Raw genomic sequence first — 24,351 nt, 5'->3', positions numbered from 1 at the left:
GCGCCGCTGATGGCCGAAGGGTGGCCGCACCGTGAACAGCCACCCCTGTCTGTTGCTAGCCCTTGGGTGCGACCAGGCGCAACTGCACCGGCCATACGGCCGGGGGAGGCCCAAAGACATTACGTGCGTTGGTGATAATCCGTTTGCCGATGAACCGGTTCCCGCCTGCTCCGATGACGGCGCCGATGCCGGCCGGCAACAGCTTGCCGAACGCTATCGCACCGCGTTTCAGCGCGAATTTCTTGGTGAACCGCTTGAGTAAGGTGGCATTGAGATGGCTCAGCGCGGGCACCGGCAGTGTCGAGGTGGCCTCGGCCAGCCAGCCGCCACCGACGGTGCGCTCCTTGCCCAGCACGTCCGAGACTGTCGTCTCGCCATCTTCGCCCAGCAGGACAGCCAGCACCAGCGTGTGCCGGTGTTCGATCTTGGCGAGCTCGATGTCGTGGACCGCGGCCAGTGCGAGGGTGAACAGCGATGTCGCCTCCAGGAACAACACGGCCTCCCCGGCGGTGGCCGACAAGGCGGCCAGAGTGCCTACCCCGGGGAACGCGGCGGCGGCGCCGACCGCTGCACCACTGCCCATTACGGTCGCCAGGTACCGCTTCTCCAACATCGTGATGATGTCGCTGGGTGCGGCGCCGGGATGGGTGGTGCGTAGCTTCTGGACATACGCGCGGACCGCGGGTTCCTGAACCTTGGTGCTCTGGTCCAGGACGAGTGAGAGAAGCTTGCCGGAGGCCCCGAGTTTCGTCTCCTTGCCCTTACCGCCCAAGGCGAGCTGCCGCTGCGGTTCGGTGATGCGAGTGCTCATCGGCGTGTGTTCCTTCAGTGCGGTGGGCTGGATGGGTCCACATTGTTGTGAGCGAAGATTTGTTCTCACAGTAGTGAAGACGAATGACGAGCGCTTTTCGTTCCTTAACAGGTAGCCCGGCGGGTGTGTTTTCGATAACTGGCAAGCTGTAGTTCGTCGACGGCCGTCAGTCTCGTCGGACGACGGGTGTGGCGGATCTGTTGATCCGGGGGAAGTGATCGCACCGCCTCATGGGGTGGAATCGGTGAGATGCAGCTCACATTTGTTAGGAAAGGGAAGGTTTTGCCGCGTGCGCGCGCTGAACACTGAGGTGACTGCTGCCCGGAGTGAGACGACCACGGATGAACCGGCGGGCGTTTCGGCACCGGACGATTCGGTCTCGCCCCCCACTACCCGCCTGGGCAAGGCGTGGCTCATCACCGTATTGGGCGCAATGGTCGCCCTGGGGCCGCTCACCATCGACATGTACCTGCCAGCCCTGCCCGATATCGGGACGGATCTGCACGTCACCTCGACTCTCACGCAGCTGACACTCACCGGAACGCTGCTGGGGCTGGGGCTGGGGCAGCTCCTGGTGGGTCCGCTGTCGGATTCGCTCGGCAGACGCCTGCCGCTGATCGCCGGGGCGGCCCTGCATATCGCGGCGTCGCTGGCCATCACCATCGCCCCGAATATCGTGGTGCTGGGTGTATTGCGGGCGATTGAAGGGGTGGGTGCTGCGGCGGCCATGGTGGTGGCGATGGCCGTAGTGCGTGACCTCTATACCGATAAGGCCGCGGCCACCGTGCTCTCCCGGCTCACCCTGGTGATCGGTATTGCACCGATTCTGGCTCCCGCGCTGGGCGCGGCCGTGCTGGTGCACGGCTCATGGCAGAACGTGTTCGCCGCGTTGTCGTGTCTGGGGGTGCTGCTTCTCATCCTTGCGGTGGTGGCGCTGCCGGAGACCTTGCCGCCGAGCGCGCGGCGGCCGCTGCGGGTGAGGGGAATTCTGCAGACCTATCGCGATCTGTTGCGCGACAAGGTTTTCGTGGTCCTGGTGCTTGTTGCCGGGCTGTCGTTGTCGGGTCTGTTCGCCTATATCTCGGGTGCGTCCTTCGTGTTGCAGGGGCAGTACGGCATGAACCCGCAGGTGTTCGCGATCGTGTTCGGTGCGGGCGCCATCGCGTTTGTCGCGGCCTCACAGTTGAACGTGGTGTTGCTCAAGCGATTCGAACCGCAACAGATCGTGCAGTGGTGCCTGTCGCTGGCCCTGATTCCGGCGGTGGTGCTGCTGGTACTGGCCGGGCTCGGCATCGGTGGGCTGGTCGGCTTCGTGGCTCCGGTGTGGACGCTGATGGCGTTTATGGGCTTCGTCATTCCCAACGCGCCGGCCTTGGCGTTGTCTCGCCATGGCGAGGCGGCCGGCACCTCGGCGGCAGTGCTGGGTGCCTCGCAGTTCGGCGTGGGAGCGGTGATCGCGCCGTTGGTGGGCGCGTTGGGCAATAACGCACTTGCCGTCGCGGTCGTCATGACGATCGGGGTTGTGCTGGCTCTGGCGGGGCTGGCCGTCGTGAGAAATCGTGTCACCACCTGAACCACGACGAGATTCCGTAGCCGTGCAGTCTGAGTATCCGCGACCCTGGACAACGTTGTGGGTGGTGCTGTTCGGCCTGTTCATGATCTTGCTCGACTCGACGATCGTGTCGGTCGCCAATCCCGCCATCAAGATCGCTTTCGGTGCCGACTACTCGGCGACGGTGTGGGTCACCAGCGCCTACCTGTTGGGCTACGCGGTGCCACTGCTGACCACCGGGCGACTCGGAGATCAGTTCGGCCCGAGGTCCATGTATTTGGCAGGACTGGTCGTCTTCACCGCCGCCTCGCTGTGGTGCGGGCTGGCCGGATCGATCGGCTGGCTGATCACGGCGCGAGTGGTGCAGGGGCTCGGTGCGGCGATGCTGACCCCGCAGACACTCACGGTGGTGCAACGGGTGTTCCCACCGCAGCGGCGCGGGACCGCCATGGGGGTGTGGGGTGCGGTCGCCGGAATCGCGACGCTGGTCGGCCCGGTCGCCGGCGGCCTGTTGGTCGACGGGTGGGGTTGGCAGTGGATCTTCTACGTCAACGTCCCGGTGGGAGTGTTGGGAATCATCCTGGGCGCCATCTATATCCCGTGCATGCCGACGCACCCGCATCGACTGGATCTCCTAGGTATCGCGCTCTCCGCCACGGGCATGTTCGCGTTCGTCTTCGCATTGCAGGAAGGGGAGAGCTTCCACTGGGCGCCGGGGATATGGGGCATGATGGCGGCCGGTCTGGGGGCCCTGGGCGTGTTCGTGTGGTGGCAGTCGGCGAATCGGGGTGAACCGCTGATTCCGCTGCGGCTGTTCGTGGACCGCAACTTCTCGCTCGCCGGTGTGAGCATCGCGTCGATGAGTTTTTGTGTGATCTCCACCGGTTTACCCATGATGTTCTATACACAATTGGCACTGGGGTTTTCACCGACCAAGGCGGCGCTGACGCAGGCCCCGACGGCGATCGTGAGCGCGATCTTGGCGCCGGTGTCCGGCTGGCTAGTCGACAGGGTGCGTCCATCGGTGTTGATCGGCGGCGGCATCGCGTCGATGATCACCTCGACGTTGTGGTGGACGGCGATGATGCGGCCGGAAACTCAGATGTGGCAGCTCTTGCTGCCCGCAGCGGGTATCGGTGCGGCCATGGCTTGCATCTGGGGGCCCTTGGCCACCACCGCTACGCGGAACCTGCCTTCCGCGGTGGCCGGTGCCGGGTCTGGCGTCTACAACACGCTGCGCCAGGTCGGAGGAGTGGTGGGCAGCTCGGCGATGGGCGCGTTGATGACGGCGCGGCTGGCTTCGAACATGTCCGCAATGCCATCCTCTTCGGTCGATTCCGCGTCAGATGGGGTGCTGCCGCCCGGGTTGCGCGCCCCGTTCTCGGCGGCGATGTCCCAGTCGATGCTGCTGGGTGTGGCCGCGTTGGCGATCGGTTTGGTGGCGGCACTTTTCATGCGGCCGACCGGTTCACAGGTACGTGCCGTGTCCCTCGATCACGCTGGCGCCGTCGAAGATTAGGACCTCGTTGACGAGGCCGCCCTTGTGGTTCCGGTAGTTGATGACGACAGCCCTTGCGCCCACGTAGGTGCCGACGGGCTCGAAATGCAGATCCGGGTTGCGGGTGAGGGCTTCGGCCCAGTAGTCGCGGATCGCCTTCTTGCCCCGAAAGATGCCCCCGGTCTCCGGCGCTATCTCGGCGCCATAGGCAGAGGTAAAGATCGCGTCCTCGTGGAAATGCGCCAGCACCGCCTCAATATCGTGTGCGTTCCACGCCGCGTACCACTCCCGGCTGAACTTCTCGGGGTCAATGGTGAGCGTCATGACTCTCGCCCGGCAGCACCGTTTCCCTCCGGACTGCGCCCGAACAACACCGCGGGGTTCAGGAACCCGGTGGGATCGAAAGCCTCCTTGACGGCCCGCATGGCGGCGATGTCGCCGGGGGTACGGGCCATGCTGAGGTAGTCGCGTTTGATTGTCCCGACTCCGTGCTCTGAGCTGACATTGCCGCCCAGCTCGGCGATGAGCGTCATCATAGGCTGATACAACGCGGTGGAGTCGGGGCAGCGCAACACATTTAAGTGCAGGTTACCTTCTCCGACATGACCGAACAAGACAGGTATCGCATCGGGGACCTTCTCCGCGATCAGTGCGGTGGCACGTCGTTCGAACTCGCCGATGTGTGTCAGCGGCAGTGCTACATCGAATTTCAGCGGTGGGCCGTAGGTTCCCAGCGCTTCGGCGATGGATTCGCGCACCTGCCAAAGGCGTTCACGGGAGTTGGCATCCAAACCGACGGCCGCACGCTCGGCCGCACCGGCGGCGTCGAGAGCTTCGGCTAGATCTTCGGTGGGGTCGCTATCGCGGGCGAGTTCGATGAGCAGCAGCCATGGATTGGGCGGGTTCGGAATGCCCAACCTGGCGTCCATGAGCTCGAGTGCGGCAATTCCGCTGAGATCACGGAAGATCCGGCTTGCCTCCACCAGCTGATCCAGTTGGTCGAACCCGGTGATCGCCGCGACGCTGTGTTTCGGGACCGGATGCAGGCGCAGTTCGAGCGCGGTGATGACGCCGAGGGTGCCCTCGGCGCCGACAAACAGGCTGGTGAGGTCGTAGCCCGTGTTGTCGGCACGAACATCACTATGGCGCTGCATGATTGATCCGTCGGGGAGGGCGACCTGCACGCCGATGACCTGCTCGCGCATGTTGCCGTAACGCACCGTGCGCAGGCCGCCGGCGTTGGTGGATGCCATGCCACCCAGAGTGGCCGAGTCGCGTGAGCCGATGTCGACGCCGAATTGCAGGTTCTCCTTGGCGGCGGCTTGTTGCAGTGCTGCCAGGGTTACACCTGATCCGGCGCGGATCCGGCGGTCGACGGTGTCGATGGCGCCGATCTCGGTGAGCCGCTCGGTGGATAGCAACACGTCTTGATGCTCGGGAACGGTCCCGGCGACCATCGACGTGCGGCCGCCCTGGGTGGTAACGGGCTGGCCGTGCGCCTTGCAAGCCTTCAGGATTGCGCCGACTTCCTCGGCGGAGCCGGGGCGGGTCAGGATGCTCGCGGTACCGCGGTAGCGGCCGGTGTGGTCGATCGTACGGCCGGCCAGCACGTCGGTATCGGTGCTGACGTACCGATCGCCGACTATCTGGACGAGGTCATCCACAAGCAAAGACATGGACCTCAGTGTGGCACGGCGTCATTGGTCCGGTCTGGACTTAGAGCCAAGAACGCCCCGAGCTCGACAAGCCCGTCGGGGGTGGCCGGCAGATATTCGGTCAGTGCCGGCGACCTTACGATCACCGCCTGGAACTTCGCTCGGCTGATCGCCACGTTCAGCCGGTTCCTGTTCAGCAGGAACGACATACCGCGCGGCACGTCATCGACGGCCGAGGCGGTCATCGACACGAACACAACCGGCGCCTGGCGCCCCTGGAACTTGTCCACGGTCCCCACCAGCACCTCGCCTAATCCGGCAGCGGCCAGCGCGGCCCGCAACGCCAACACCTGCGCGTTGTACGGAGCCACCACCAGCACGTCGGACTGCGCCAGCGGCCGTGTGCCGGATTCGTCGGTCCAGTCCGACCCGATCAGTCCTGCGATTTCTGTAGCGATCGCCTCGGCCTCCTGTGGACTGCTGGTCGCGTTCCCCTCATGGTCGACCAGCAGCGTCCGTACTCCAGGATCATGTCCGGCCAAGGTGCGTGCCGGCGCCGCGGACTCAAGTTCACCGTCGTAGGAAAGCTCCGAAACCCGTTGACATAGAGCGGGATGCATCCGGTACGAGCGCTCCAGGAAGTACCCGCGGTCGACGGGCAGCGCACCATGACCTTCCACGAGCCAACCCAGCGCGGAGGTGTCCACCGGTTCCGGATGCACACCCTGCGACACTTGCGGCAGCTGCTGCGGATCGCCGAGCAGCAGCAGGTTCTGCGCTCCCCGTGCCACCGCAAGCGTATTCGCCAGGCTGAACTGGCCGGCCTCATCAATGACCAGCAGGCGTAGTACGCCATCGGAGACACGGGTGGTGTTCGCGAAATCCCATGCGGTGCCTCCGATGACCGCGCCTTCGCTGGCGTGGGATGCGATGAAGCCCGCGTAGTCGCTATCCCGAATCTGAGTCCACGCGGCATCACCGCTGTATGGCGATGCTTTTTTCGCGACTCGCTCGGGCGGTACCCCCGCAGCGACGACCTGGTCCAGGAGATGTTCCACGACGGCATGAGACTGGGCCACCACGCCAACAAGCCAGCCCTCCCGCGTCACCAGCTCGGCGATGACGCGTGCCGCGGTGAAGGTCTTGCCGGTCCCCGGCGGGCCATGTACGGCCAGGTATGACGAGTCCAGATTGCGCAAGGCGGAGGTGATGGCTCCCGCATACCCGTCGTCACCTACTGACGGCAGCGGCCCGCCACGGGGGTTGCGGCGCAACAGAATATCAAGGGATGCGGTATGGGGAAGCTCGGGGAGACGGTGGGCAACGCCCAGGGCGACTTGCTCGATCGCGGCTTCCAATGCCTTGGTCATCACCGGCGCGCCCGGTGCAAGAGCCATCGGCATCGCGGAGAACACCTCGCCGTTCTTCGGGGTGAGCTCCTGGATCGTCACCTCTACGGGGACGCCGCCGGATTCGGTGACCTCCACCACCGTCGCCGATCCAGATGCCCGCCGATCGGGGTCCCCGTCGCCGAGCCCCGTCGGTGCCGGCGGTTCATAGAGCGCGTAGACGCTGTCGTCGAGGACTCCCCCGGCGAGGTCGCCCGTCAGTTTCACATGTCGTCGGAGCTTGCGCTGACTTCCAGATTTATGCCAGTCCTCGACCAACTGGGCGCCCTCGACGATGAAAACCCCAGCGGTATCCGCCCATTCGTCGACGGGGTTGTTCAGTCTGTCGAAGTGGCTCCACCAGAATGGTTTTCGCTCTCGAGTGTGATATCCGCGTGCTGCCGACACCATGGCCGCCGCGGTTTGTTCGGCGCTCCGATCGGCCGGACCGGCATCTCCCACGAATGCCGCCAGCGCCATGCCAATCCCATCGGGCTCCGGCTCCTCCTTGTCGCTGACAGCGGCCGAAGAGGATAGGTGGGTAATGCCGTGCTCAAAAGCCCGCATCAGCAGCCAATCCCGGAGCTTGCGCGTCGAAGCGCAGTCGTAACGGTTGTACTCGGCGATGGAGTCCAGTACTTCCTGCGCCGCCGGGTCAGCGCTATCGCGCAGTGCGCAATAGCGCGCGTATTCGTTGATAGAATCCACCGCAGTCGTGACGTCCCCGGAGCGCTTTCCGGATTCGATAAACAGCGGCTCCAATGCCTTGAGCCCGTAACCACTGGAGCCGGATCGAATGCTCTTGCGCACCACGGGATAGAGGTCGACCAGTACGTTGTCGCGCAAGAGCTCGTCGATCTGTTCCTCGCCGACACCGTACCGGCCGGCAAGGCGCAGCAGTGCGGTCTTTTCGTACGCCGCGTAGTGGTAGACGTGCATCCCCGGATAACGGCGGCGGCGTTTGGCCACCAGATCCAGGAAGGTGATCAAGGCCTTTCGTTCGCTGTGGCGATCATGAGCCCAAATCGGCCGGAATTTCTCCTTGCCGGACCGGTCATACTCGAGCACGCCGAACAGGTACTCCAGCCCCCACTGCACCCCGTCCTCGGTCCACAACGGATCGCCCTCGAAGTCGAAAAAGATGTCTCCGGGATTGGGGGCGGGCATTGTGCCCAGCGGAATCGGATCGGCAACCTCGAACTGTGGTGTGCCACTGTCTCGTTGGCGAACCTGTAACTCGGCCTGCGCCATCAATTGTTGCAGGCTGCGCGCCGACATGTCGGCGACGGTGCCGGGGCCCGCGGCAAGCTCCGCGACGGTGCTCACCCCGGCGTCCAGCAGTGCAGCCCGCTGACTGATCCGCATGCCCGCGACAAGTAGCAAGTCATCGGTGCGTTCGACCTCCGGCTCACACACGGGACAGCGGAAGCAGGCGCGGACGTGCTCATCGGACCACTGCACCGGAACGCCGCCTGCCCGATGGCGATCAAGCAAGCCCTGCAATTGGATTCGTCGCTGCCGATACACGCCGACCAGATCGGCCACGGGATAGTCAACGGCCGAACGGTCGCCCAGGATCAGCCGCACTTCCGGGGACACCGGCACACCTGTTGTCATCAGGCTGTCGGCGTATGCCGCCAACTGCAGCAGGGCCGTCACCTTGGCGCTGCGGGCCAGTTTGGTGTCACAGACGCGGTAGGTCTGTTCCTCCCGGACCACGAAGTCCGCGAAACCGAGGAACCGACCGTCGAACATCGCGGCCTGGTACACCACCGGGAGCCCGTCCTCGAAGGCCCGTTTCGTAGCAGCGGCGACCGCATGGAGTCCGTCGAGCGTGAAGGTGGGGGGAAAGGGAATGCTGGCGACCCCGGAACCGAAGCGCTTCAGCAGCTCGGCTAGGTGGTGAGCCTCATGGGCATCCCCCAAAGTCGCGGTGCGCGCCAGGAGTTCATCATCACGAGGGGGAGCCGGTCCCCATCCGAGCTTGGCGTCGAAGGCCCGCAACAGGGCGTATTCACAGCGGGCGGCGGAGGCAAGATCCGAAGCGCTGTAGACGACCCGGTCGTCGAGGACGAACACCCGATCACTGTAGGTGCTCGCACCGACGAAGATGCCCTACTGCGTTGCCTGTTGCACCTTTTCCACGCCAGATCCGTTCCAGCGGAACGACACCACACTCTCCAGGCCGGGGATGCCGTTGGAGAAGTTGAGCACCACGGTGTCCAAGGTGCTCGCCGATAGATCGATGGCGTTGTATCCATACGTGTCAGGGACGCCATGCGAGATCACACCACCCAGGTGGAAGAACACGGCGCGGGTAGGGGGCGCGGGCTCATGCGTATCTGCGGCGACGATGACCGCCGAGAGGGGAGCGCACTTGTTGTAGTTGCCTGCCACTGGCACCGGATTCCACGTGGCCTCGCTATTGGGGCCGGGGGGTAGGAGTGCGACGGCGGCCGCGACGGCCGGATCCTTCAGATTGATCGCGCAGTCGTCTTGAGTCGAAGGCGGGGGTTTGGGCTTGGTCGCGGAACCCGCCGGTCCGGGAGGTGGCGAGGGGGATGTGATGGTGTTGGCCGGTGTCTTGGACACTGTGCTGTCGCCGCCGGTGCAGGCTGAGGCGAGCACGATCACAGCCGGCAGCACAGTCAGCGCGCCCACCAAATCCATCCTTCGCACGGCCCCGCACACTACCGACATTTACCAAAGATGCGCTGGAGGCGGGAGTTGAGCGCGGTAGCGCCTAGACTTCTTGACGCCATGACCTCTACAGATATCCCCACGCCCGACACCGGCGATTCGACTGCACCACGCGCGGATGACGCCGTCACCTTCGCGGACCTACAGATTGCCCCCGAGGTGCTGCGTGCGGTGTCCGACGTGGGGTATGAAACACCCTCGGCGATCCAGGCGGCCACCATCCCGCCGCTGCTTGCAGGCTCGGACGTCGTGGGACTGGCGCAGACCGGTACCGGGAAGACGGCGGCGTTCGCCATCCCCATTCTCTCGAAGATCGACCTGACCTCGAAGAACACTCAGGCGCTGGTGCTTGCGCCCACGCGTGAGCTGGCCTTGCAGGTTGCCGAGGCATTCGGCCGATACGGGGCACATATGCCCCGGCTGAACGTGCTGCCCATTTACGGTGGCCAGTCGTATGTGGTCCAGCTGTCGGGTCTCAAGAGGGGCGCTCATGTAGTAGTCGGCACGCCCGGGCGTGTCATCGATCACTTGGAGCGCGGCACGCTTGACCTGTCGCACCTGGACTACCTGGTGCTGGACGAGGCCGACGAGATGCTCACCATGGGCTTCGCCGAGGACGTCGAACGCATCCTGGCCGACACCCCCGAGTACAAGCAGGTGGCCCTGTTCTCAGCCACCATGCCCGCGACCATCCGGCGGCTGACCAAGAAGTATCTGCATGATCCGGTGGAGATCAAGGTCGAGGCGAAGACCTCGACTGCCGAGAACATCAGGCAGCGCTTTATCCAGGTAGCCGGGCAGCGCAAGATGGACGCCCTTACCCGGATCCTCGAGGTCGAGACCTTCGAGGCGATGATCGTGTTCGTCAGGACTAAACAGGCCACCGAGGAGGTGGCCGACAAGCTCAAGGCGCGCGGGTTCTCTGCGGCGGCGATCAACGGCGATATCAACCAGTCGCAGCGCGAACGCACCATCAACGGACTGAAGAGCGGTGCCATCGACATCCTGGTCGCCACCGACGTGGCCGCGCGCGGCCTGGACGTCGAGCGGATCTCGCATGTGCTCAACTACGACATCCCGCACGACACCGAGTCGTATGTGCACCGCATCGGCCGTACCGGCCGCGCGGGCCGCTCGGGTACGGCGGTGTTGTTCGTCTCTCCACGGGAACGGCACCTGCTCAAGGCCATCGAGAAGGCCACCGGGGCCAAGCTTGTCGAGGAGGCGCTGCCCTCGGTTGACGATGTCAACGCCCAGCGGGTGACGAAGTTCCGCGATGCCATCACGGCCGCGCTCTCGGCACCGGAGGTCGAGCTCTTCCGTCGGCTCGTCGAGGACTACGAACGCGATAACGACGTGCCGGTGGCCGATATCGCCGCGGCGTTGGCTGTGTTGTCGCGCGACGGCGAGCAGTTCCTGCTCAAGCCCGATCCGCCCCGTGACCCGCGCCAGGAGCGCGGGGAGCGCCCCGAGCGCGGGCCCCGCGAGGCACGTCCGGGAACTCCTGGGCTGGCAACGTACCGCATCGCCGTCGGCAAGCGGCACAAGGTGATGCCCGGCGCCATCGTGGGTGCGATAGCCAACGAAGGCGGTTTGCACCGCAGCGACTTCGGTCACATTACGATTCGGCCTGACCACTCACTTGTCGAGTTGCCCGCCAAGATGTCGCCCAAGACGCTGAAGGCTCTGGAAAGCACCCGGATCTCCGGTGTGCTCATCGAGCTGCGCCTCGCAGGCGGGGCCGACGCTGCGCGTCCCGCCCGTAAGTTCACGGATCGCAAGCGCCCAGACGATAGGTACACGGACCACAAACGGTCGGAGGCGAAGCGTCCCAAGCGGTCCCCCAAGAAACCATGACGGCGGTCCCCGCGACTGACAGTGCTCCCGTCGTCCATGGTCCTGGACGCGTTGCTGCGCTCACGGGTATCCGGGCGGTGGCGGCGACCCTCGTGGTGGCCACCCATGCGGCTTACAGCACGGGGAACTATGTCGTTGACGGTGTTTCCCCGTGGCGTGCCTATCTGCACCTGATGCAGGCCCGTTTGGAGGTCGGTGTACCGATCTTCTTTGTGTTGTCGGGTTTTCTGCTGTTCCTGCCGTGGGTGCGGGCGGCCGCCGACGGTACCGCCTCACCCTCGGTGAGACGCTATGCCTGGCACAGGTTTCGGCGCATCATGCCGGCCTACTGGATTCTCGTGGCCATCGCGTACATCTGGTATCACATCCGGGACCAGTATCCGAACCCCGGACACACCTGGTTGGGCTTGCTTCGAAACCTCACGCTCACCCAGATCTACACCTCTAACTATGGATATCGCTATATCCACCAAGGCATGACGCAGATCTGGAGCCTCGCCGTCGAAGCGGCGTTCTATGTCGCATTGCCGTTCTTGGCATGGCTGTTGATCAAGAAACTCTGTGGGGGACAGTGGCGTCCGGTGCGCCTGCTGGCCGGTTTGGGCGGCCTGGTGCTGGTGACTCCGGGGTGGATGACCTTGGTGTACACCGTCAGTGCCTTGCCCGACGGAGCGAAACTGTGGCTTCCGGCCTACCTGTCGTGGTTCGTGGGCGGCATGATTTTGTCCGTTCTGGCCGTCATGGGCGTGCGCTGCTATGCCTTGGTGACGGTGCCGCTCGCGATCATCTGCTACCTCATCGTGTCTACGCGGATAGCCGGAGACCCGACCACCTCGCCGTGGGCGCTGCCGCAAGCGCTGACGAAATCCATCTTCTACGTCGTGATCGCGACGTTGTTGGTCGCGCCCGCCGGGTTGGGTGACACCGGCTGGTATGTCAGGTTTCTCGCATCGCGGCCCATGGTGTGGCTGGGTGAGATCTCCTACGAGCTGTTCCTCATCCACATGATCCTGATGGAGATCGTGATGGTTGACCTCCTGCACTACCACGTCTACACCGGGTCGGTGGTGATCGTGTTCCTGGTGACGATGGTGGTCAGCGTGCCTGCGTCGTGGCTGATCCACCGGGCTGCGCAGATGCTGCTAGCGTGGGGTTCACGTCTACGGACATCATGGGCGCAACGAACTCAGTGATGAGAGTGCGCTCGTCCTCGGGGTTGTCCTCGGGGTGGGAAAGCAGCGAGATAATCACCCGGACATACCATTTAGCTCGCAGGTGAGATTCTGAATCCGCTACTGTGCCGTTGACAAACGCCGACACCATGGCGTTCAGCACCTCGGAATGCAAGGCCAGTGAACCGCCGACATATTCGCCGGGGCGGAACCAGGCCGATAGGGCCGGGTTATCACGGACCAAGCCGAGGCTGATGAGCACGGCGCTGACTAGACGCTCTGTCGGATCGTCAATGTCGGCGACCGCTGCGGTGACCTGCCCGGTGATGGCTCTGGCCTCGCGGTGCACATACGCGATGTGCAGTGCCTCGCGATTCTCGAAGTACCGGTACAGGGTCGCCCGGGAACAGCCGGCGGCCTTGGCGATCTCGTTCATGCCGACGGCGGCGACGCCGTCACGCACGAACAGCTCGGCGGCCGCGTCGAGAATTTTCTCGGCGGCCACCGATGTCCTCGTGTCGGCCAACCAGCTCATGCTGGTTCACGCTCTTTGCGCAAGCGGCTCATCGCAAGATCATCGCACGCGGATGGGTACCGTCAGGGGCCTTCGCACATACGAGCCGCCTGCCCAGGTGACCCCGTCGAGGTCGACCTCGAAATCCGGTATGCGGGTGAGCAGTTCCTCAAGAGCTACCCGTGACTGCATACGAGCCGCGGCGGCTCCCAGACAGTGGTGATTCCCGTGGCTGAAGGTGAGGATGTTGCGTGGCTTTCGGAGCACATCCAATTCGCCTGCATCATCGCCGTACTCGCGCTCGTCCCGGTTGGCGCTGCCATAGAGCAGTAGCGCACGCCGCCCCGCCGGAATGGTGGTGTCGCCGAAGGTAACGTCGCGAGTCGCGGTTCGCGCCAGACCCTGCACCGGAGACGTCAAGCGCAGAAATTCCTCCACTGCTCCCGGGATGAGTGAGGGATCGTCTATCAGTTTCTGGCGTTGATCGGGATTCTGGTGCAGCAGTTGTATTGCGCCGCCGAGCATTCCGGTGGTCGTGTCGTTGCCGCCGGTCACCATGGTGAATGCGAATCCGAGGATTTGGAGTGTTCCACTGATATCGCCGTCGGCTCCCACTCCGGCGGCAACGAGGTGCGACACGGTGTCGTCCTCGGGTTCGGCGCGCCGCCGCTCGATGAGTCCGGTGAAGTACATCATCAGTTCACCGATGGTCTGAGCGACCTCGCCCTGCATGGTCTCGATGTCGATCGCACCGCCGGCTGCTGCCGCGACGATGCCGTCGGTCCAGATGTCGAACTGTGCGCGGTCCTCTTCGGGCACCCCGAGATAGTGCGCGACGACCATCGAGGGCAGGGGCTTGAACAGCTCGACGACGATATCGCCCTCGCCGCGTTCCTTGAGGCGCTCAAGGCGCTCCACCACGAACTCGCGCACCTTCGGCTCCACGGCGGTGACCTGTCGCGGTGTGAACCCACGGGAGACGAGCTTGCGGAAGTCGGTATGCGTGGGCGGGTCCTGCATGACCATGGGCGGGTTGTCGCCCATGCCGGTCTTCTCCAGATCGCCGTACATGACGGTGAGACCCCGAGCCGAAGAGAACGCTTCCCAGTCACGAGCCGCTTCGTAGACGTCAGCATGCCGGGTGAGCACGTAATAGTCGTCGGTTGGCGTGTGCTCGGGCACCACATGGTGCACCGGGTCGTGATCACGCAGCGCCGTGTACATGGGCCAGGGATTGGTCCAGTTGTCCGCGGCTCCGGGAGCGTAACGCGGCGCAACCGCATGAGACACATCGAGTGACATGTCTTATGTGTAAGGCATGTCACCTAATGTGTCAACATCCAGGGACGAACTAGATCAGTGTGCCGGGGTTGAGGATGCCCTCGGGGTCAAGTGCCTGCTTGATTCGGCGGTTGACCTCCAGCACCTCCGGGCCGACCTGGCCGCCCAGCCATGGCTTTTTGAGCCGCCCCACGCCGTGCTCGCCGGTGATGGTGCCTCCCAGTGAGATCGCCAAGCCCATGATCTCGCCGAATGCGGCATGGGCACGCTGCGATTCGTCGGGGTCGTTGGGGTCGTGCACGATCAGCGGATGGGTGTTGCCGTCACCAGCGTGTGCGATTACCGAGATGAGCAACCGGTGTTGTGCGGCAATGGCTTCCACGCCCTTCACCAGTTCGGCCAGCTTTGGCAGCGGGACGCCCACGTCTTCGAGCAGCAAGGTGCCCTTTGCCTCCACGGCCGGAATGGCGAACCGTCGTGCCGCGACGAACGCCTCGCCCTCTTCCTGGTCATCGCTGGAAAAGACCTCGGCGGCATGGTGATCGGTGAAGATCTGCGTGATGAGCTCGGCATCCTCCGCGGAGGTTTTCCCGCGTTCATCGGAGCGGGCGACGAGCATGGCGGCGGCCTCGCGGTCCAGTCCCATTCTCAGTTTGTCCTCGATCGCGTTGATCGCCACCGAGTCCATGAACTCCAGCATGGAGGGCCGGATCAGCGCGGTGATCGCGAGCACCGCGTCGGCGGCCTCGGTCACCGAATTGAATGTCGCCACCACGGTGCACGGCGGCGGTTGCGGGGGCAGTAGCCGCAGAGTGGCCTCGGTAATCACGCCGAGTGTGCCCTCGCTGCCGACAAACAGCTTCGTAAGGCTCAGTCCAGCAACATCTTTCAGTCGGGGCCCACCCAGTCGCAGGATCGTGCCGTCGGCTAGGACGATGTGCATACCCAGCACGTAATCGGTGGTGACTCCGTACTTGACACAACACAGTCCGCCGGCGTTGGTCGCGATGTTGCCGCCGATGCTGCAGATCTCGAAGGATGATGGATCCGGCGGGTACCACAGGCCATGTTCGGCAGCAGTGGCCTTGACTTCTGCGTTGAGAGCGCCGGGCTGGGCGATCGCCACACGGGTGGTGGTGTCGATGGAGATGGCGCGCATCCGCTCGGTCGACAACACGATGGCGCCGTCCTGGGCGGTGGAACCACCGGATAACCCGGTTCCCGCACCGCGGGGAACGACGGGGATGTGATGCGCGCTGGCCCATTTCAGGGTCGCGGAAACCTCTTCCGTGCTGCTGGGACGTACTACCGCGAGAGGCGTTCCGGCGTCTGGATCGAAGGCGCGGTCCTGTCGATAGGAGGCGGTGATATCGGGGTCGGTGATGACCGCGCCCTCGCCGAGGGTCGTCGCGAGCTCGTGGAGGGCGGCCTGGCTCATATCATCCGTGCTGTCGCGCCGGCGTCGATCGGCAGCACCGTGCCGGTGATGTGTGAGCTGGCCTCGTGGGCCAGGAACAACACGGCACGGGTGACCTCCTCAGGCTTGAGGAAGGGTGCGTACTGCAGGTGCAGCGAAGCGAAGACGGCTTCGACATCCTTGAGTGTGGGCTTCTCCAGGTCAGGCCGCATGGTGCCGAATACGAAATCATTTTGGGTCATGGGAGTTTCGATATTGCCCGGTGCGACGGCGTTGACGGTGATGCCGTAGCCGACGAGGTCATGTGCGGCGACCTTCGTCAGCCCGATGACACCCCACTTGGACGAGACGTAGGACGCCTGAGCCCATGTCGCGCTGTGCCCGAGCATTGAGGAGACCGTGATGATGCGGCCGTAGTTTCGCTTGATCATGCCGGGCGCCACGGCCGCGATGGTGTTGAAGGTGCCGGTGAGATTCGTGCCGATGACCTCGTCCCACTGAGCGGAGTCAACCTCGGGCAGCAGCGCGATGGTGCTGATACCGGCATTGGTGATGGCGATGTCGATTCCGCCGAGTGAGTCCTCGGCTTCGGCGACAAACGATTCCAGTGCGGCGCGATCCTTCACGTCGACCTTGGCCGAGATGCACTGGCGTCCGGTCTTTTCAACCATGGCGACCGTCTCGGCGAGGTCATCCTCGGTAGCCAGCGGGTACCCGACGACATCGCTGTTCTCACAGCGATCACAGATCGCGATGTCGGCGCCCGCCTCGGCGAGCGCCAGGGCGTGTGAACGACCCATGCCGCGTGCGCCGCCGGTGATCAGTGCAATTCTTCCCTCGAAGTCAGCCACGGAGCCGACCCTACCGAGTTGGATCCTTGTGGGGCTGCTGTTCCTCGCGGTCCAACTCTCGTAAGACGGGCATCCGAGTGCTGGCGACGGCGATCAGGAGCATCGGTACGCCGATGATCGTCAGGGTCGAGGCGACGCCAAACTTGTCGGCGATGGGGCCGGCGAGCATGAACCCGAGCGGCCCGGCGCAATATGCCGTGGACGTCATGACGCCCACCACCCGCCCGCGCAAGTGCTCGGGGGAGTGGGTCTGCATGACGTAGTTGGTGATCGGCGCCACTGGTCCGTAGATGAAGCCCAGGCATGCTCCGAGCACCAGCAGCACCGCGATGGGTGGCAGGAACGACATGCCCAGCGTGGTGATGCCGGCGGTGAAGGTGGCACACAGCATGATGGTGCGGCGTTGGACGTGGCGCACCATGGTGGCGTACCCGAGAGCGCCGAGCAGCCCGCCGGCGGAGATGGCCATGAGTATCCAGCCGAGCTTGTGGGGTGTCCCGGCATCACTGAAGTGCTTGGGCAGCAGCACACTTTCGATCGGCAGATAGAGCGCTGTGATGGCCATGTCGATAAGCGCCAAGGTGCGCAGGATCTTGACGTTCCAGACGAATTTCAATCCCTCGACCACACCGCTGATGACGCCGGTGGGCTTGGTTTCGGCGGCCGGTTTCCCGCTACCCTCGACCTTGAGGAAGGCGATTGCCGCGACGGACACGACGAAGGTCGATGCGGTGGCCCACATGGTGTTGACGCCGCCGATGGAGGCGATCAGCAGACCGCCCACACCGGGACCCACGATGTACGCGACGTTGAACACCGCCTCGTACATGCTGTTCATCCGGTCGAGCGACCAGCCGGCAGCTTTCGCGGCGGCGGGCAGCATCGATTCACGTGCGGTGATTCCCGCGGGGTCGAAGATGGCGCCGACTGCGGCGAGAGCCGCGAGCAGCGGCACGCTGAGCCCGGTCGTCATGGCCAGAATCGGTATGGCCGAAACGGATAACAGCGAAAGGACGTCGGAGATGATCGACATCTTGCGGCGTCCGAAGAAGTCGACCGCGGTTCCGGAAATCAGGGTGGAGAAGACCAGCGGCAGGGTTCCGGCGGCGGCAACGATCGCGGCATCCGCGGCAGAGCCGGTGCGCTGCAGAACCAGCCAGGGGAGCGCGACGATCGACACACCGTTGCCGATGGCGGCCACAACAGATGCGAAGAGCAACAAGAATACCGGCCGGCGATTCACCTGATCAATTGTCGGCGAATCCGCCTTCGGAGTGGACATGTCGCCAAAAACGTAGCAGCGTGCCGCGTGGGTGGTCGAGCGATTTTTTGCTAGTTGGCGGCCACTGCCTGGCGGATGATGCGGGCGGTGCCTTCCAGGTCGGGATCTCGACGAATCATGAATCCCTTTGCGAAAGCAAGTTTGTCGCCTCCGCGTCGTGGCACCACGTGCAGGTGCGCGTGCATGACGGTCTGGAACGCGACGCGGCCGTCGTTGAGGGCCAGGTTGGTGCCGTCGCTCTGCAGTTCCGAATCTCGCATGGCATTGGCGATGCGCTGGCCGACGATCATGATGGCGGCGGCGTCATCGGGCTTCAGATCTGTGAGGTCCTGTGCGTGGGCCTTCGGGATCACCAGTGTGTGCCCGCGGGTTATGGGGCGGATGTCGAGGAAGGCGAGAGTCGTCTCGTCCTCGTACACGCGGAAGGATGGCGACTCACCGGCGACAATGGCGCAGAAGACACACGACATGAGCACACCGTAGCGGGTCCGCGGTGAATTCACTTCTGTCACAGCTGTTTCAGGGTGCGGCTACGTGTCGGTGGGCGTGGTTAGCATTCGAACATGAGTTCGATGGGGGTGTTGGAGGCGGCGGTTGATGCCTTCTGCGCTGAGCCGATCCAGGAGCTGACCGCCGCCCATGCCTTGACGGTGCTGGCCCGTGTGGAGGTGGTGCAGCGTCGGTTGTCTGCCCATGGGCTGGGGCTGGTTCCCAAGGTGATGTCGCAGGCCTCGCCGGTCGAGCTCGGCGGCACCTCGTTCCCGGATGTGATTGCGCGGCGGTTGCATATCGGTAAGGGGGCGGCGCGGCGCCGGATTGGCGATGCCCAGCAGTTGGCGCCGCGGCAGGCGTTGACCGGCCAGGTGCTGGCACCGCAACTGCCGAATGTGGCCGCCGCGCTATGTCGCGGCGAGGTGGGCGAGGAGCATGTGCGGATCATTCGTGGCTTCTTTGATCGGCTGCCGGTCGTGGTGGATGCCCCGACCCGCGAAGCCGCCGAGAGGCAGTTGGCCCTGATGGCCGTCCGGTTTCGGCCCGAGGCGCTGCGGGTGGGCGCCGACAGGATGATGGCCTTGTTGAATCCGGATGGTGAGTTCTCCGATATCGACCGCGCCCGCCGCCGAGGCATATCCATCGGGCAGCACGGTTTTGATGGCATGTCGGCGATCAGTGGGCTGTTGGATCCGGAGACGCGTGCGTATCTGGATGCGGTGCTGGCCAAACTCGCGCCCCCGGCATGTGCAACCCCGCCGATCAATCACCGATGGTGGACGGCGAACCCAGCCCGGAGGCCGCCGAACACGACCACCGCACCAGTGCCCAGCGCAACCATGACGCGCTACGCGCCTGCCTGCGCGTCACCCTGGCCTCCGGGCAGCTCGGCGCGCACCACGGTTTACCGGTCACCGTCGTGGTCACCACCACCCTCACAGAACTCGAAGACACCGCCGGAATCGCGATCACCGGCGCCGGCACCAGGCTGCCGATGCGCGACCTGATCCGCATGGCCACCCACGCCCACCACTACCTGAGCATCTTCAACGACGATGGCCGACCGTTGTTTCTGGGCCGCACCAAACGCATCGCGTCAGCCGATCAGCGCATCGTGCTGCACGCCCAAGACCGCGGCTGCACCCACCCCGGCTGCACTGTGCCCGGATACCTGTGCGAGGTCCACCACCTCCACGAATGGGCCCAAGGCGGCCCCACCGACATCGACAACCTCACCTTCGCCTGCGCACCCCACCACCGCCTCCTCAACCACGGCTGGACCACCCGAAAACACCCCAACGGCACCACCGAATCGATACCCCCACCACAGTTTCAACTGGACTGCCCAATCCGGGGCGTCGACTCAGTGCACACGCCCCGCTGACCTGGCATGCTGGTGATATGGCTGGTAAGGAAATCGACAAGCAGCGGGCAAATGCCGCGCTGGCGGTGATCCGTCAGCACCCGGGGATGGCGCTGTTCTTGGCCGCCCCGGTGCTGGCTGTTCTCGGTGCCGTGTGGTGGATCGCCGGTCTCGGATGGGCACTGGTCCTCGCGGTGGTCATCGTGCTCGCCGGCGGTGCCGCGATCGTCATGCGCCGCAGCTGACGTAGCGGTCGCCGCTCTTACGTTGTTCGCTGTAGGCGAACGCTCTGAATTTTGTAAGCGTGTAATTTTGTAATCATGAAACGAGATGGACAGTCCGACGCCTCCGACGCCGCGGATTGGTTCGCCGGGCGCCTGCCCGACGGCTGGTTCAGTGGTGATCTCGAAGTCGTCGTCGACCGTGAAGAAATCACCGTCATCGGTCGGTTACCTGCCGACGAGGGTGACAACGAGATCGAGGCGCGTGCTGCAGGCCGGGCCTCGCGCTTCCGGGAAGAGACCCGCTCGCACCGAATGCGCATCGCCGACGAGGCGCAGGCTCGCTACGGGCGCAAGGTTTCCTGGGGGGTTGATGTGGGTACCGCCGAAGAGTCGGAGCGAATCCTGTTCACGCACATCGCAGTTCCGGTGATGACGCGGCTGCGGCAGCCCGAACGTCAGGTACTCGACACCCTGGTGGAGGCCGGAGTTGCCCGCTCCCGTGCCGACGCGCTGGCGTGGGCAGTGCGGCTGGTCGGTGAACACGCCGAGGACTGGCTGGACAAGCTGCGCGGTGCCATGACGGAGGTTCGGGACCTACGGACGCAAGGTCCGCAGCTCTAGGCCTGCGTCATCGCGAAGTAGGCGCCGCGGCGCTCCAGCAGTTCCGCGTGGGTGCCGCTCTCGACGACGCTGCCTCCATCCATCACGACAATGCGATCCGCATCGCGAATGGTGGAAAGCCTATGGGCGATAATGAAACTCGTCCGGTCCCGGCGCAGCTCGGCCATGGCTCGCTGGATCCGTAGCTCGGTGCGGGTATCCACCGAACTCGTCGCTTCGTCGAGAATCAGCAGCTGCGGGCGTGCCAGGAATGCGCGGGCGATGGTGATCAACTGCTTCTCTCCGGCGCTGATGTTCTCACCGTCGTCGGCGATCCTGGTGTCGTAGCCGTCGGGAAGTGTCCGCACAAATCGGTCCACGTATGCCGCACGCGCAGCCTCCCGGACCTCGTCGCCCGACGCCTCGGGCCGCCCGTAGGCGATGTTTTCGGCGATAGTGCCGCCGAAAAGCCAGGTGTCCTGCAGTACCATCCCCATCCGAGACCGCAGATCATGTCGGCTCATCGTTGAGATATCAATACCGTCGAGCAGTATTCGGCCGGAGTCGACGTCGTAGAAGCGCATCAGCAGGTTCACCAGGGTGGTCTTTCCGGCCCCGGTCGGCCCGACGATCGCTACCGTTTGCCCCGGTTCGACGCGCAGCGACAGCCCTTCGATCACCGAGTTGCCGGGGGAGTAGCTAAAGCTGATGTCTTCGAACTCGACACCCGGGGTCCCGCCCGGGACCGTCGCCGGAGATGCCGGATCGGGCGTCTCCTCGTCCTCGTCCAGCAGCTCGAAAACCCTTTCGGCGCTGGCGAGTCCGGACTGCAGGGTGTTGTACATCGCCGCGACCTGCGTCAGCGGCTGATTGAACTGGCGCACGTATTGCGTGAACGCCTGGATGCCGCCGAGCGTCAGGTCGCCGGAGGCCACCTTCATGCCGCCCACCACCGCCACTGCCACATAGCTCAGGTTTCCAATGAACGCCGTGGCGGGCGATACCAATCCCGAGAAGAACTGTGCACCAAAGGCGTTGCTGTACACCTTGGCGTTCCGATCGGCGAAGATCGTCTCTGCCTCGGCGCGGTGTCCGTAGGTCTTGACGATGGTGAAACCGCTGTAGGTCTCCTCGATATGTGCGTTGAGTTTCCCGGTGTTGGACCACTGCGCTACGAACAGCTGTTGTGAGCGGCGGGCTATCGCGCGCGTTACCCATAGCGACATGGGCACGGTCGCGAGTGTGATCACTGCCAGCAGCGGCGAAATGCTGAGCATCATGGCAAGTACGGCCACCAGGGTCAGCATTGAGCTCAGCAGTTGGTTGATGCTCATCTGCAGCGACGTCTGGATGTTGTCGACATCGTTGGTCACGCGGCTGAGGATTTCCCCGCGCTGTCGGGAATCAAAGTACGACAAGGGAAGCCGATGCAGTTTGTCTTCTACATCGGCACGCAGCGCCACCACCGTGCGCTGTACGGTGACGTTGAGAAGCCGCGCCTGTACCCATGCCAGTAATCCGGCCGCCAGATACATACCCAAGGCCAGCGCCAACGTCGTCCCCACCGCGTGAAAGTCGACACCTACCCCGGGGGTGACGTTCATGCCGGAAAGCATCTGTGCGAACTGGCCGTCCCCGCGAGCCCGGGCCGCCTCGATGGCCTGTTCCTTGCTGAGCCCGGCGGGCAACTCCCGTCCGATGACCCCGTTGAACAAGAGATCGGTGGCATGCCCCAGGATCCGCGGCCCGATGACCCCGATCGCGATACCGGTCATGGACAGGGTGATCACCACGGCGGTCAGAAAGCGTTGCGGAGCAAGGCGTCTCACCATCCGCACCGCGGTGCCACGGAACTCCCGGGAACGCTCTGCCGGACCTTGCTGCACACCTCTAAAGCCGATCGCCCCAGTCATACCGGCAGCACCGCCTGCGAGTCGCAGATTTCCTGGTACATCCCACAGCGGTCCACCAGCTCGGCGTGGGTGCCCACCGCGGCCACTCGGCCGTCCTCCAGTACCACGATCTGGTCGGCATCGACCACCGTCGAGATCCGTTGTGCCACCACAATCACGGTGGCGTGCGTGGCGACCGCGCGTAGCGTCTCGCGTAATCGCGCATCGGTATGCACATCCAGCGCGGAGAACGCGTCATCGAACAGGTAGACCCCGGGGCGGCGAATCACCGCCCGCGCGATCGCGATGCGCTGACGCTGCCCACCCGAAAAGTTGATGCCGCTTTGCGACACCGGCATCTGCAGCCCCGAGGCGTGGGCGCGCACGAAGTCCGCCGCCTGCGCGACCCGCAACGCATCCCACATCTCATCCTCGGTGGCATCCGACTTGCCGTAGCGCAGGTTGCTTTCCACCGTGCCGGAGAACAAGTAGCCCCGCTGCGGGACCAGACCCATGACCGTCCAAAGGTCCTCGGGGTCGTATCGGCGAACATCGTGACCGCCCACACGTACTGAACCTGCGGTCACATCGTGCAGGCGGGGGATCAAAGACAGCAGCGTGCTCTTGCCGCAGCCTGTCGCGCCGACCACGGCGGTGACCGTCCCTGGTCGCGCCGTGAACGAAAGCCCTTCCAGCACCGCACGCTCGGCCCCGGGATAACGGAACCCGGCATCGGTGAACTCGACGGTCGGGTCGAGTGCGTCCACATGCACCGGATCGGGCGGTGCCGTAATCGATCCCACCGTCTCGAATACCTCGGTGATCCGTTCGGCGCATGCCGAGGCACGCGGCACCATGACGGCCAGCATGGTGAGCATCATCATGGACATGAGGATCTGCAAGAAGTAGGACAAGAAGGCCACCAGCGAGCCCACCTGCATCTGTCCCTGGTCGATCCGCAGCCCGCCGAACCAGATCAGCGCCACACTCGAGGTATTGATGACCAGTGAGGTGGCGGGCAGCATCAGGGCCTGCCATCGTCCGGCGGCCAGCGCCGTGTCGGATACCTCGGCGACCGTGACACTAAATCGTTTGCGCTCCACTGCTTCCCGCGTGAACGCGCGGATGACACGGATGCCGGTCAGTTGTTCTCGCATCACGCGGTTGATGCCGTCGATGAGTCGTTGCATTCGGCGGAAGATCGGCAACATCGAGCGCACGATGTACCAATTGGTCACACCGAGCGTGGGCATGCTCACGATGAGCAGCCAGGACAAGCCCGCATTCTGATGGACCGCCATGGCGATTCCGCCGACGCACATGATCGGTGCCGTCACCAGCATGGTGCAGGTGATCTGGACCAGCAGCTGCAATTGCTGAACATCGTTGGTGGTGCGCGTCAGCAGGGTCGGCGCCCCGAATCGGGCGGACTCCTCGGCGGAGAATCCGGTGATGTGATGGAACAGCGCCGACCGCATATCGCGGCCGAATCCCATGCCCGTCCTGGAACCGAAGTACACCGCGCCGATCGAGCAGGCGATCTGCACCAGCGTCACGGCGAGCATCACCATGCCGAGCCGCATGATTACACGGGTGTCGCCCTGTGCCACCCCGTCGTCGATGATCGCGGCGTTGACGGTCGGTAGATACAAGGAGGCCAGCGTGCTGATGGTCTGCAGGGCGACGACCACAACGACCAGGCTGCGGTACGGGCGGACGTAGCGTCCCAGGAGTGCCCGCAACTGACCCTGAGGCATGGGCACCACTGTCGCACACGCTGGACATGGTCTTCGCCGCAAGCG

At 64.4% G+C, this 24,351-nt stretch carries 20 protein-coding genes and 1 pseudogene; 8 read left to right on the top strand and 13 right to left on the bottom strand.

Annotated features, from left to right (window positions below):
• Positions 1–55 precede the first annotated feature (55 nt).
• The gene (locus B4383_RS04865) at positions 56–811 is read right to left on the bottom strand and encodes a hypothetical protein (protein ID WP_078289279.1); all 756 of its coding nucleotides are present in this window, start codon (positions 809–811) and stop codon (positions 56–58) included.
• A 289-nt stretch (positions 812–1,100) separates the two neighbouring features.
• Here B4383_RS04865 and B4383_RS04860 point away from each other — a divergent pair, with 289 nt between their 5' ends.
• Positions 1,101–2,384, top strand: a complete 1,284-nt coding sequence (locus B4383_RS04860) for a multidrug effflux MFS transporter (protein ID WP_078289276.1) — start codon at positions 1,101–1,103, stop codon at positions 2,382–2,384.
• Between the two features lie 22 nt (positions 2,385–2,406).
• Complete coding sequence (locus B4383_RS04855) at positions 2,407–3,882, top strand: DHA2 family efflux MFS transporter permease subunit (protein ID WP_139360535.1); 1,476 nt, start codon at positions 2,407–2,409, stop codon at positions 3,880–3,882.
• Here B4383_RS04855 and B4383_RS04850 read toward each other — a convergent pair.
• Genes B4383_RS04850 through B4383_RS04835 form a run of 4 tightly spaced genes read right to left on the bottom strand, consistent with a single transcriptional unit; the run spans position 3,832 to position 9,574 of the window.
• Positions 3,832–4,185 (bottom strand): nuclear transport factor 2 family protein, encoded by a 354-nt coding sequence (locus B4383_RS04850; RefSeq protein ID WP_078289271.1) that lies wholly within the window; start codon positions 4,183–4,185, stop codon positions 3,832–3,834. The genes B4383_RS04855 and B4383_RS04850 overlap by 51 nt on opposite strands.
• Positions 4,182–5,537: an FAD-binding oxidoreductase gene (locus tag B4383_RS04845; protein ID WP_078321063.1), complete on the bottom strand. Its 1,356-nt coding sequence runs from the start codon at positions 5,535–5,537 to the stop codon at positions 4,182–4,184. Before B4383_RS04845 ends, B4383_RS04850 begins: the two co-directional genes overlap by 4 nt.
• A gap of 5 nt (positions 5,538–5,542) precedes the next feature.
• Positions 5,543–8,983: a TM0106 family RecB-like putative nuclease gene (locus B4383_RS04840; protein ID WP_078289266.1), complete on the bottom strand. Its 3,441-nt coding sequence runs from the start codon at positions 8,981–8,983 to the stop codon at positions 5,543–5,545.
• A 36-nt stretch (positions 8,984–9,019) separates the two neighbouring features.
• Positions 9,020–9,574: an LppP/LprE family lipoprotein gene (locus B4383_RS04835; protein ID WP_078289264.1), complete on the bottom strand. Its 555-nt coding sequence runs from the start codon at positions 9,572–9,574 to the stop codon at positions 9,020–9,022.
• 90 nt (positions 9,575–9,664) lie between these two features.
• Between B4383_RS04835 and B4383_RS04830 the strand changes: the two genes are divergently transcribed.
• Entirely contained in the window at positions 9,665–11,461 is a 1,797-nt protein-coding gene (locus B4383_RS04830; RefSeq protein WP_078289261.1) for a DEAD/DEAH box helicase, read from the top strand.
• Positions 11,458–12,654: an acyltransferase gene (locus B4383_RS04825; protein WP_078289258.1), complete on the top strand. Its 1,197-nt coding sequence runs from the start codon at positions 11,458–11,460 to the stop codon at positions 12,652–12,654. The genes B4383_RS04830 and B4383_RS04825 overlap by 4 nt, the downstream gene beginning before the upstream one ends.
• Here B4383_RS04825 and B4383_RS04820 read toward each other — a convergent pair.
• The 6 genes from B4383_RS04820 to B4383_RS04795 are packed head-to-tail and all read right to left on the bottom strand — an operon-like array spanning position 12,557 to position 18,448.
• Positions 12,557–13,168 (bottom strand): TetR/AcrR family transcriptional regulator, encoded by a 612-nt coding sequence (locus tag B4383_RS04820; RefSeq protein WP_078289256.1) that lies wholly within the window; start codon positions 13,166–13,168, stop codon positions 12,557–12,559. The genes B4383_RS04825 and B4383_RS04820 overlap by 98 nt on opposite strands.
• 39 nt (positions 13,169–13,207) lie before the next feature.
• Complete coding sequence (locus B4383_RS04815; RefSeq protein WP_078289253.1) at positions 13,208–14,449, bottom strand: cytochrome P450; 1,242 nt, start codon at positions 14,447–14,449, stop codon at positions 13,208–13,210.
• A 49-nt stretch (positions 14,450–14,498) separates the two neighbouring features.
• Positions 14,499–15,866 (bottom strand): FAD-linked oxidase C-terminal domain-containing protein, encoded by a 1,368-nt coding sequence (locus tag B4383_RS04810; RefSeq protein WP_078289250.1) that lies wholly within the window; start codon positions 15,864–15,866, stop codon positions 14,499–14,501.
• Entirely contained in the window at positions 15,863–16,696 is an 834-nt protein-coding gene (locus B4383_RS04805) for a mycofactocin-coupled SDR family oxidoreductase (RefSeq protein ID WP_078289246.1), read from the bottom strand. Before B4383_RS04805 ends, B4383_RS04810 begins: the two co-directional genes overlap by 4 nt.
• A 10-nt stretch (positions 16,697–16,706) precedes the next feature.
• Positions 16,707–17,978, bottom strand: coding sequence for an MFS transporter (locus B4383_RS04800; RefSeq protein WP_078289242.1), 1,272 nt, complete (start codon positions 17,976–17,978; stop codon positions 16,707–16,709).
• 50 nt (positions 17,979–18,028) lie between these two features.
• Positions 18,029–18,448, bottom strand: coding sequence for an HIT family protein (locus tag B4383_RS04795; RefSeq protein ID WP_078289505.1), 420 nt, complete (start codon positions 18,446–18,448; stop codon positions 18,029–18,031).
• Positions 18,449–18,541: 93 nt separating this feature from the next.
• On the opposite strand from B4383_RS04795, the pseudogene B4383_RS26980 reads away from it, so the two are divergent.
• The 4 genes and pseudogenes from B4383_RS26980 to B4383_RS04780 form a co-directional block, all read left to right on the top strand.
• Positions 18,542–19,542 (top strand): annotated as a pseudogene (locus B4383_RS26980) (13E12 repeat family protein); the annotation flags it as partial.
• Positions 19,543–19,584: 42 nt separating this feature from the next.
• A complete protein-coding gene (locus B4383_RS27370; RefSeq protein ID WP_353615623.1) occupies positions 19,585–19,854 on the top strand; it encodes an HNH endonuclease signature motif containing protein in 270 nt (89 codons plus the stop codon).
• 17 nt (positions 19,855–19,871) lie between these two features.
• On the top strand, positions 19,872–20,078 hold the full coding sequence (locus tag B4383_RS04785) for a hypothetical protein (RefSeq protein WP_078289238.1): 207 nt from the start codon (positions 19,872–19,874) through the stop codon (positions 20,076–20,078).
• A 75-nt stretch (positions 20,079–20,153) separates the two neighbouring features.
• Positions 20,154–20,678, top strand: a complete 525-nt coding sequence (locus B4383_RS04780; RefSeq protein ID WP_078289234.1) for a hypothetical protein — start codon at positions 20,154–20,156, stop codon at positions 20,676–20,678.
• Here the strand turns inward: B4383_RS04780 and B4383_RS04775 are convergent.
• A complete protein-coding gene (locus tag B4383_RS04775) occupies positions 20,675–22,570 on the bottom strand; it encodes an ABC transporter ATP-binding protein (protein ID WP_078289230.1) in 1,896 nt (631 codons plus the stop codon). The two genes, B4383_RS04780 and B4383_RS04775, sit on opposite strands and share 4 nt — an antisense overlap.
• Positions 22,567–24,291, bottom strand: coding sequence for an ABC transporter ATP-binding protein (locus B4383_RS04770; RefSeq protein WP_176126622.1), 1,725 nt, complete (start codon positions 24,289–24,291; stop codon positions 22,567–22,569). The genes B4383_RS04775 and B4383_RS04770 overlap by 4 nt, the downstream gene beginning before the upstream one ends.
• Positions 24,292–24,351: the final 60 nt, after the last annotated feature.

Source organism: Mycobacterium sp. D16R24 (assembly GCF_002013385.1).
In the GTDB taxonomy this organism is placed as follows: Bacteria; Actinomycetota; Actinomycetes; order Mycobacteriales; family Mycobacteriaceae; genus Mycobacterium.
The sequence above is the reverse complement of the archived record's forward strand: the minus strand, read 5'-3'. Positions and strand labels throughout refer to the sequence as shown.

Excerpts from the sequence above, each read along its gene's own strand:
- B4383_RS04810 (WP_078289250.1), bottom strand. The coding sequence starts at position 15,866 with ATGAGCCAGGCCGCCCTCCACGAGCTCGCGACGACCCTCGGCGAGGGC.
- B4383_RS04815 (WP_078289253.1), bottom strand. The coding sequence starts at position 14,449 with ATGTCACTCGATGTGTCTCATGCGGTTGCGCCGCGTTACGCTCCCGGA.
- B4383_RS04835 (WP_078289264.1), bottom strand. The coding sequence starts at position 9,574 with ATGGATTTGGTGGGCGCGCTGACTGTGCTGCCGGCTGTGATCGTGCTC.
- B4383_RS04830 (WP_078289261.1), top strand. The coding sequence starts at position 9,665 with ATGACCTCTACAGATATCCCCACGCCCGACACCGGCGATTCGACTGCA.
- B4383_RS04800 (WP_078289242.1), bottom strand. The coding sequence starts at position 17,978 with ATGTCCACTCCGAAGGCGGATTCGCCGACAATTGATCAGGTGAATCGC.
- B4383_RS04775 (WP_078289230.1), bottom strand. The coding sequence starts at position 22,570 with ATGACTGGGGCGATCGGCTTTAGAGGTGTGCAGCAAGGTCCGGCAGAG.
- B4383_RS04795 (WP_078289505.1), bottom strand. The coding sequence starts at position 18,448 with ATGTCGTGTGTCTTCTGCGCCATTGTCGCCGGTGAGTCGCCATCCTTC.
- B4383_RS04820 (WP_078289256.1), bottom strand. The coding sequence starts at position 13,168 with ATGAGCTGGTTGGCCGACACGAGGACATCGGTGGCCGCCGAGAAAATT.
- B4383_RS04780 (WP_078289234.1), top strand. The coding sequence starts at position 20,154 with ATGAAACGAGATGGACAGTCCGACGCCTCCGACGCCGCGGATTGGTTC.
- B4383_RS04845 (WP_078321063.1), bottom strand. The coding sequence starts at position 5,537 with ATGTCTTTGCTTGTGGATGACCTCGTCCAGATAGTCGGCGATCGGTAC.
- B4383_RS04825 (WP_078289258.1), top strand. The coding sequence starts at position 11,458 with ATGACGGCGGTCCCCGCGACTGACAGTGCTCCCGTCGTCCATGGTCCT.
- B4383_RS04865 (WP_078289279.1), bottom strand. The coding sequence starts at position 811 with ATGAGCACTCGCATCACCGAACCGCAGCGGCAGCTCGCCTTGGGCGGT.
- B4383_RS04785 (WP_078289238.1), top strand. The coding sequence starts at position 19,872 with ATGGCTGGTAAGGAAATCGACAAGCAGCGGGCAAATGCCGCGCTGGCG.
- B4383_RS04850 (WP_078289271.1), bottom strand. The coding sequence starts at position 4,185 with ATGACGCTCACCATTGACCCCGAGAAGTTCAGCCGGGAGTGGTACGCG.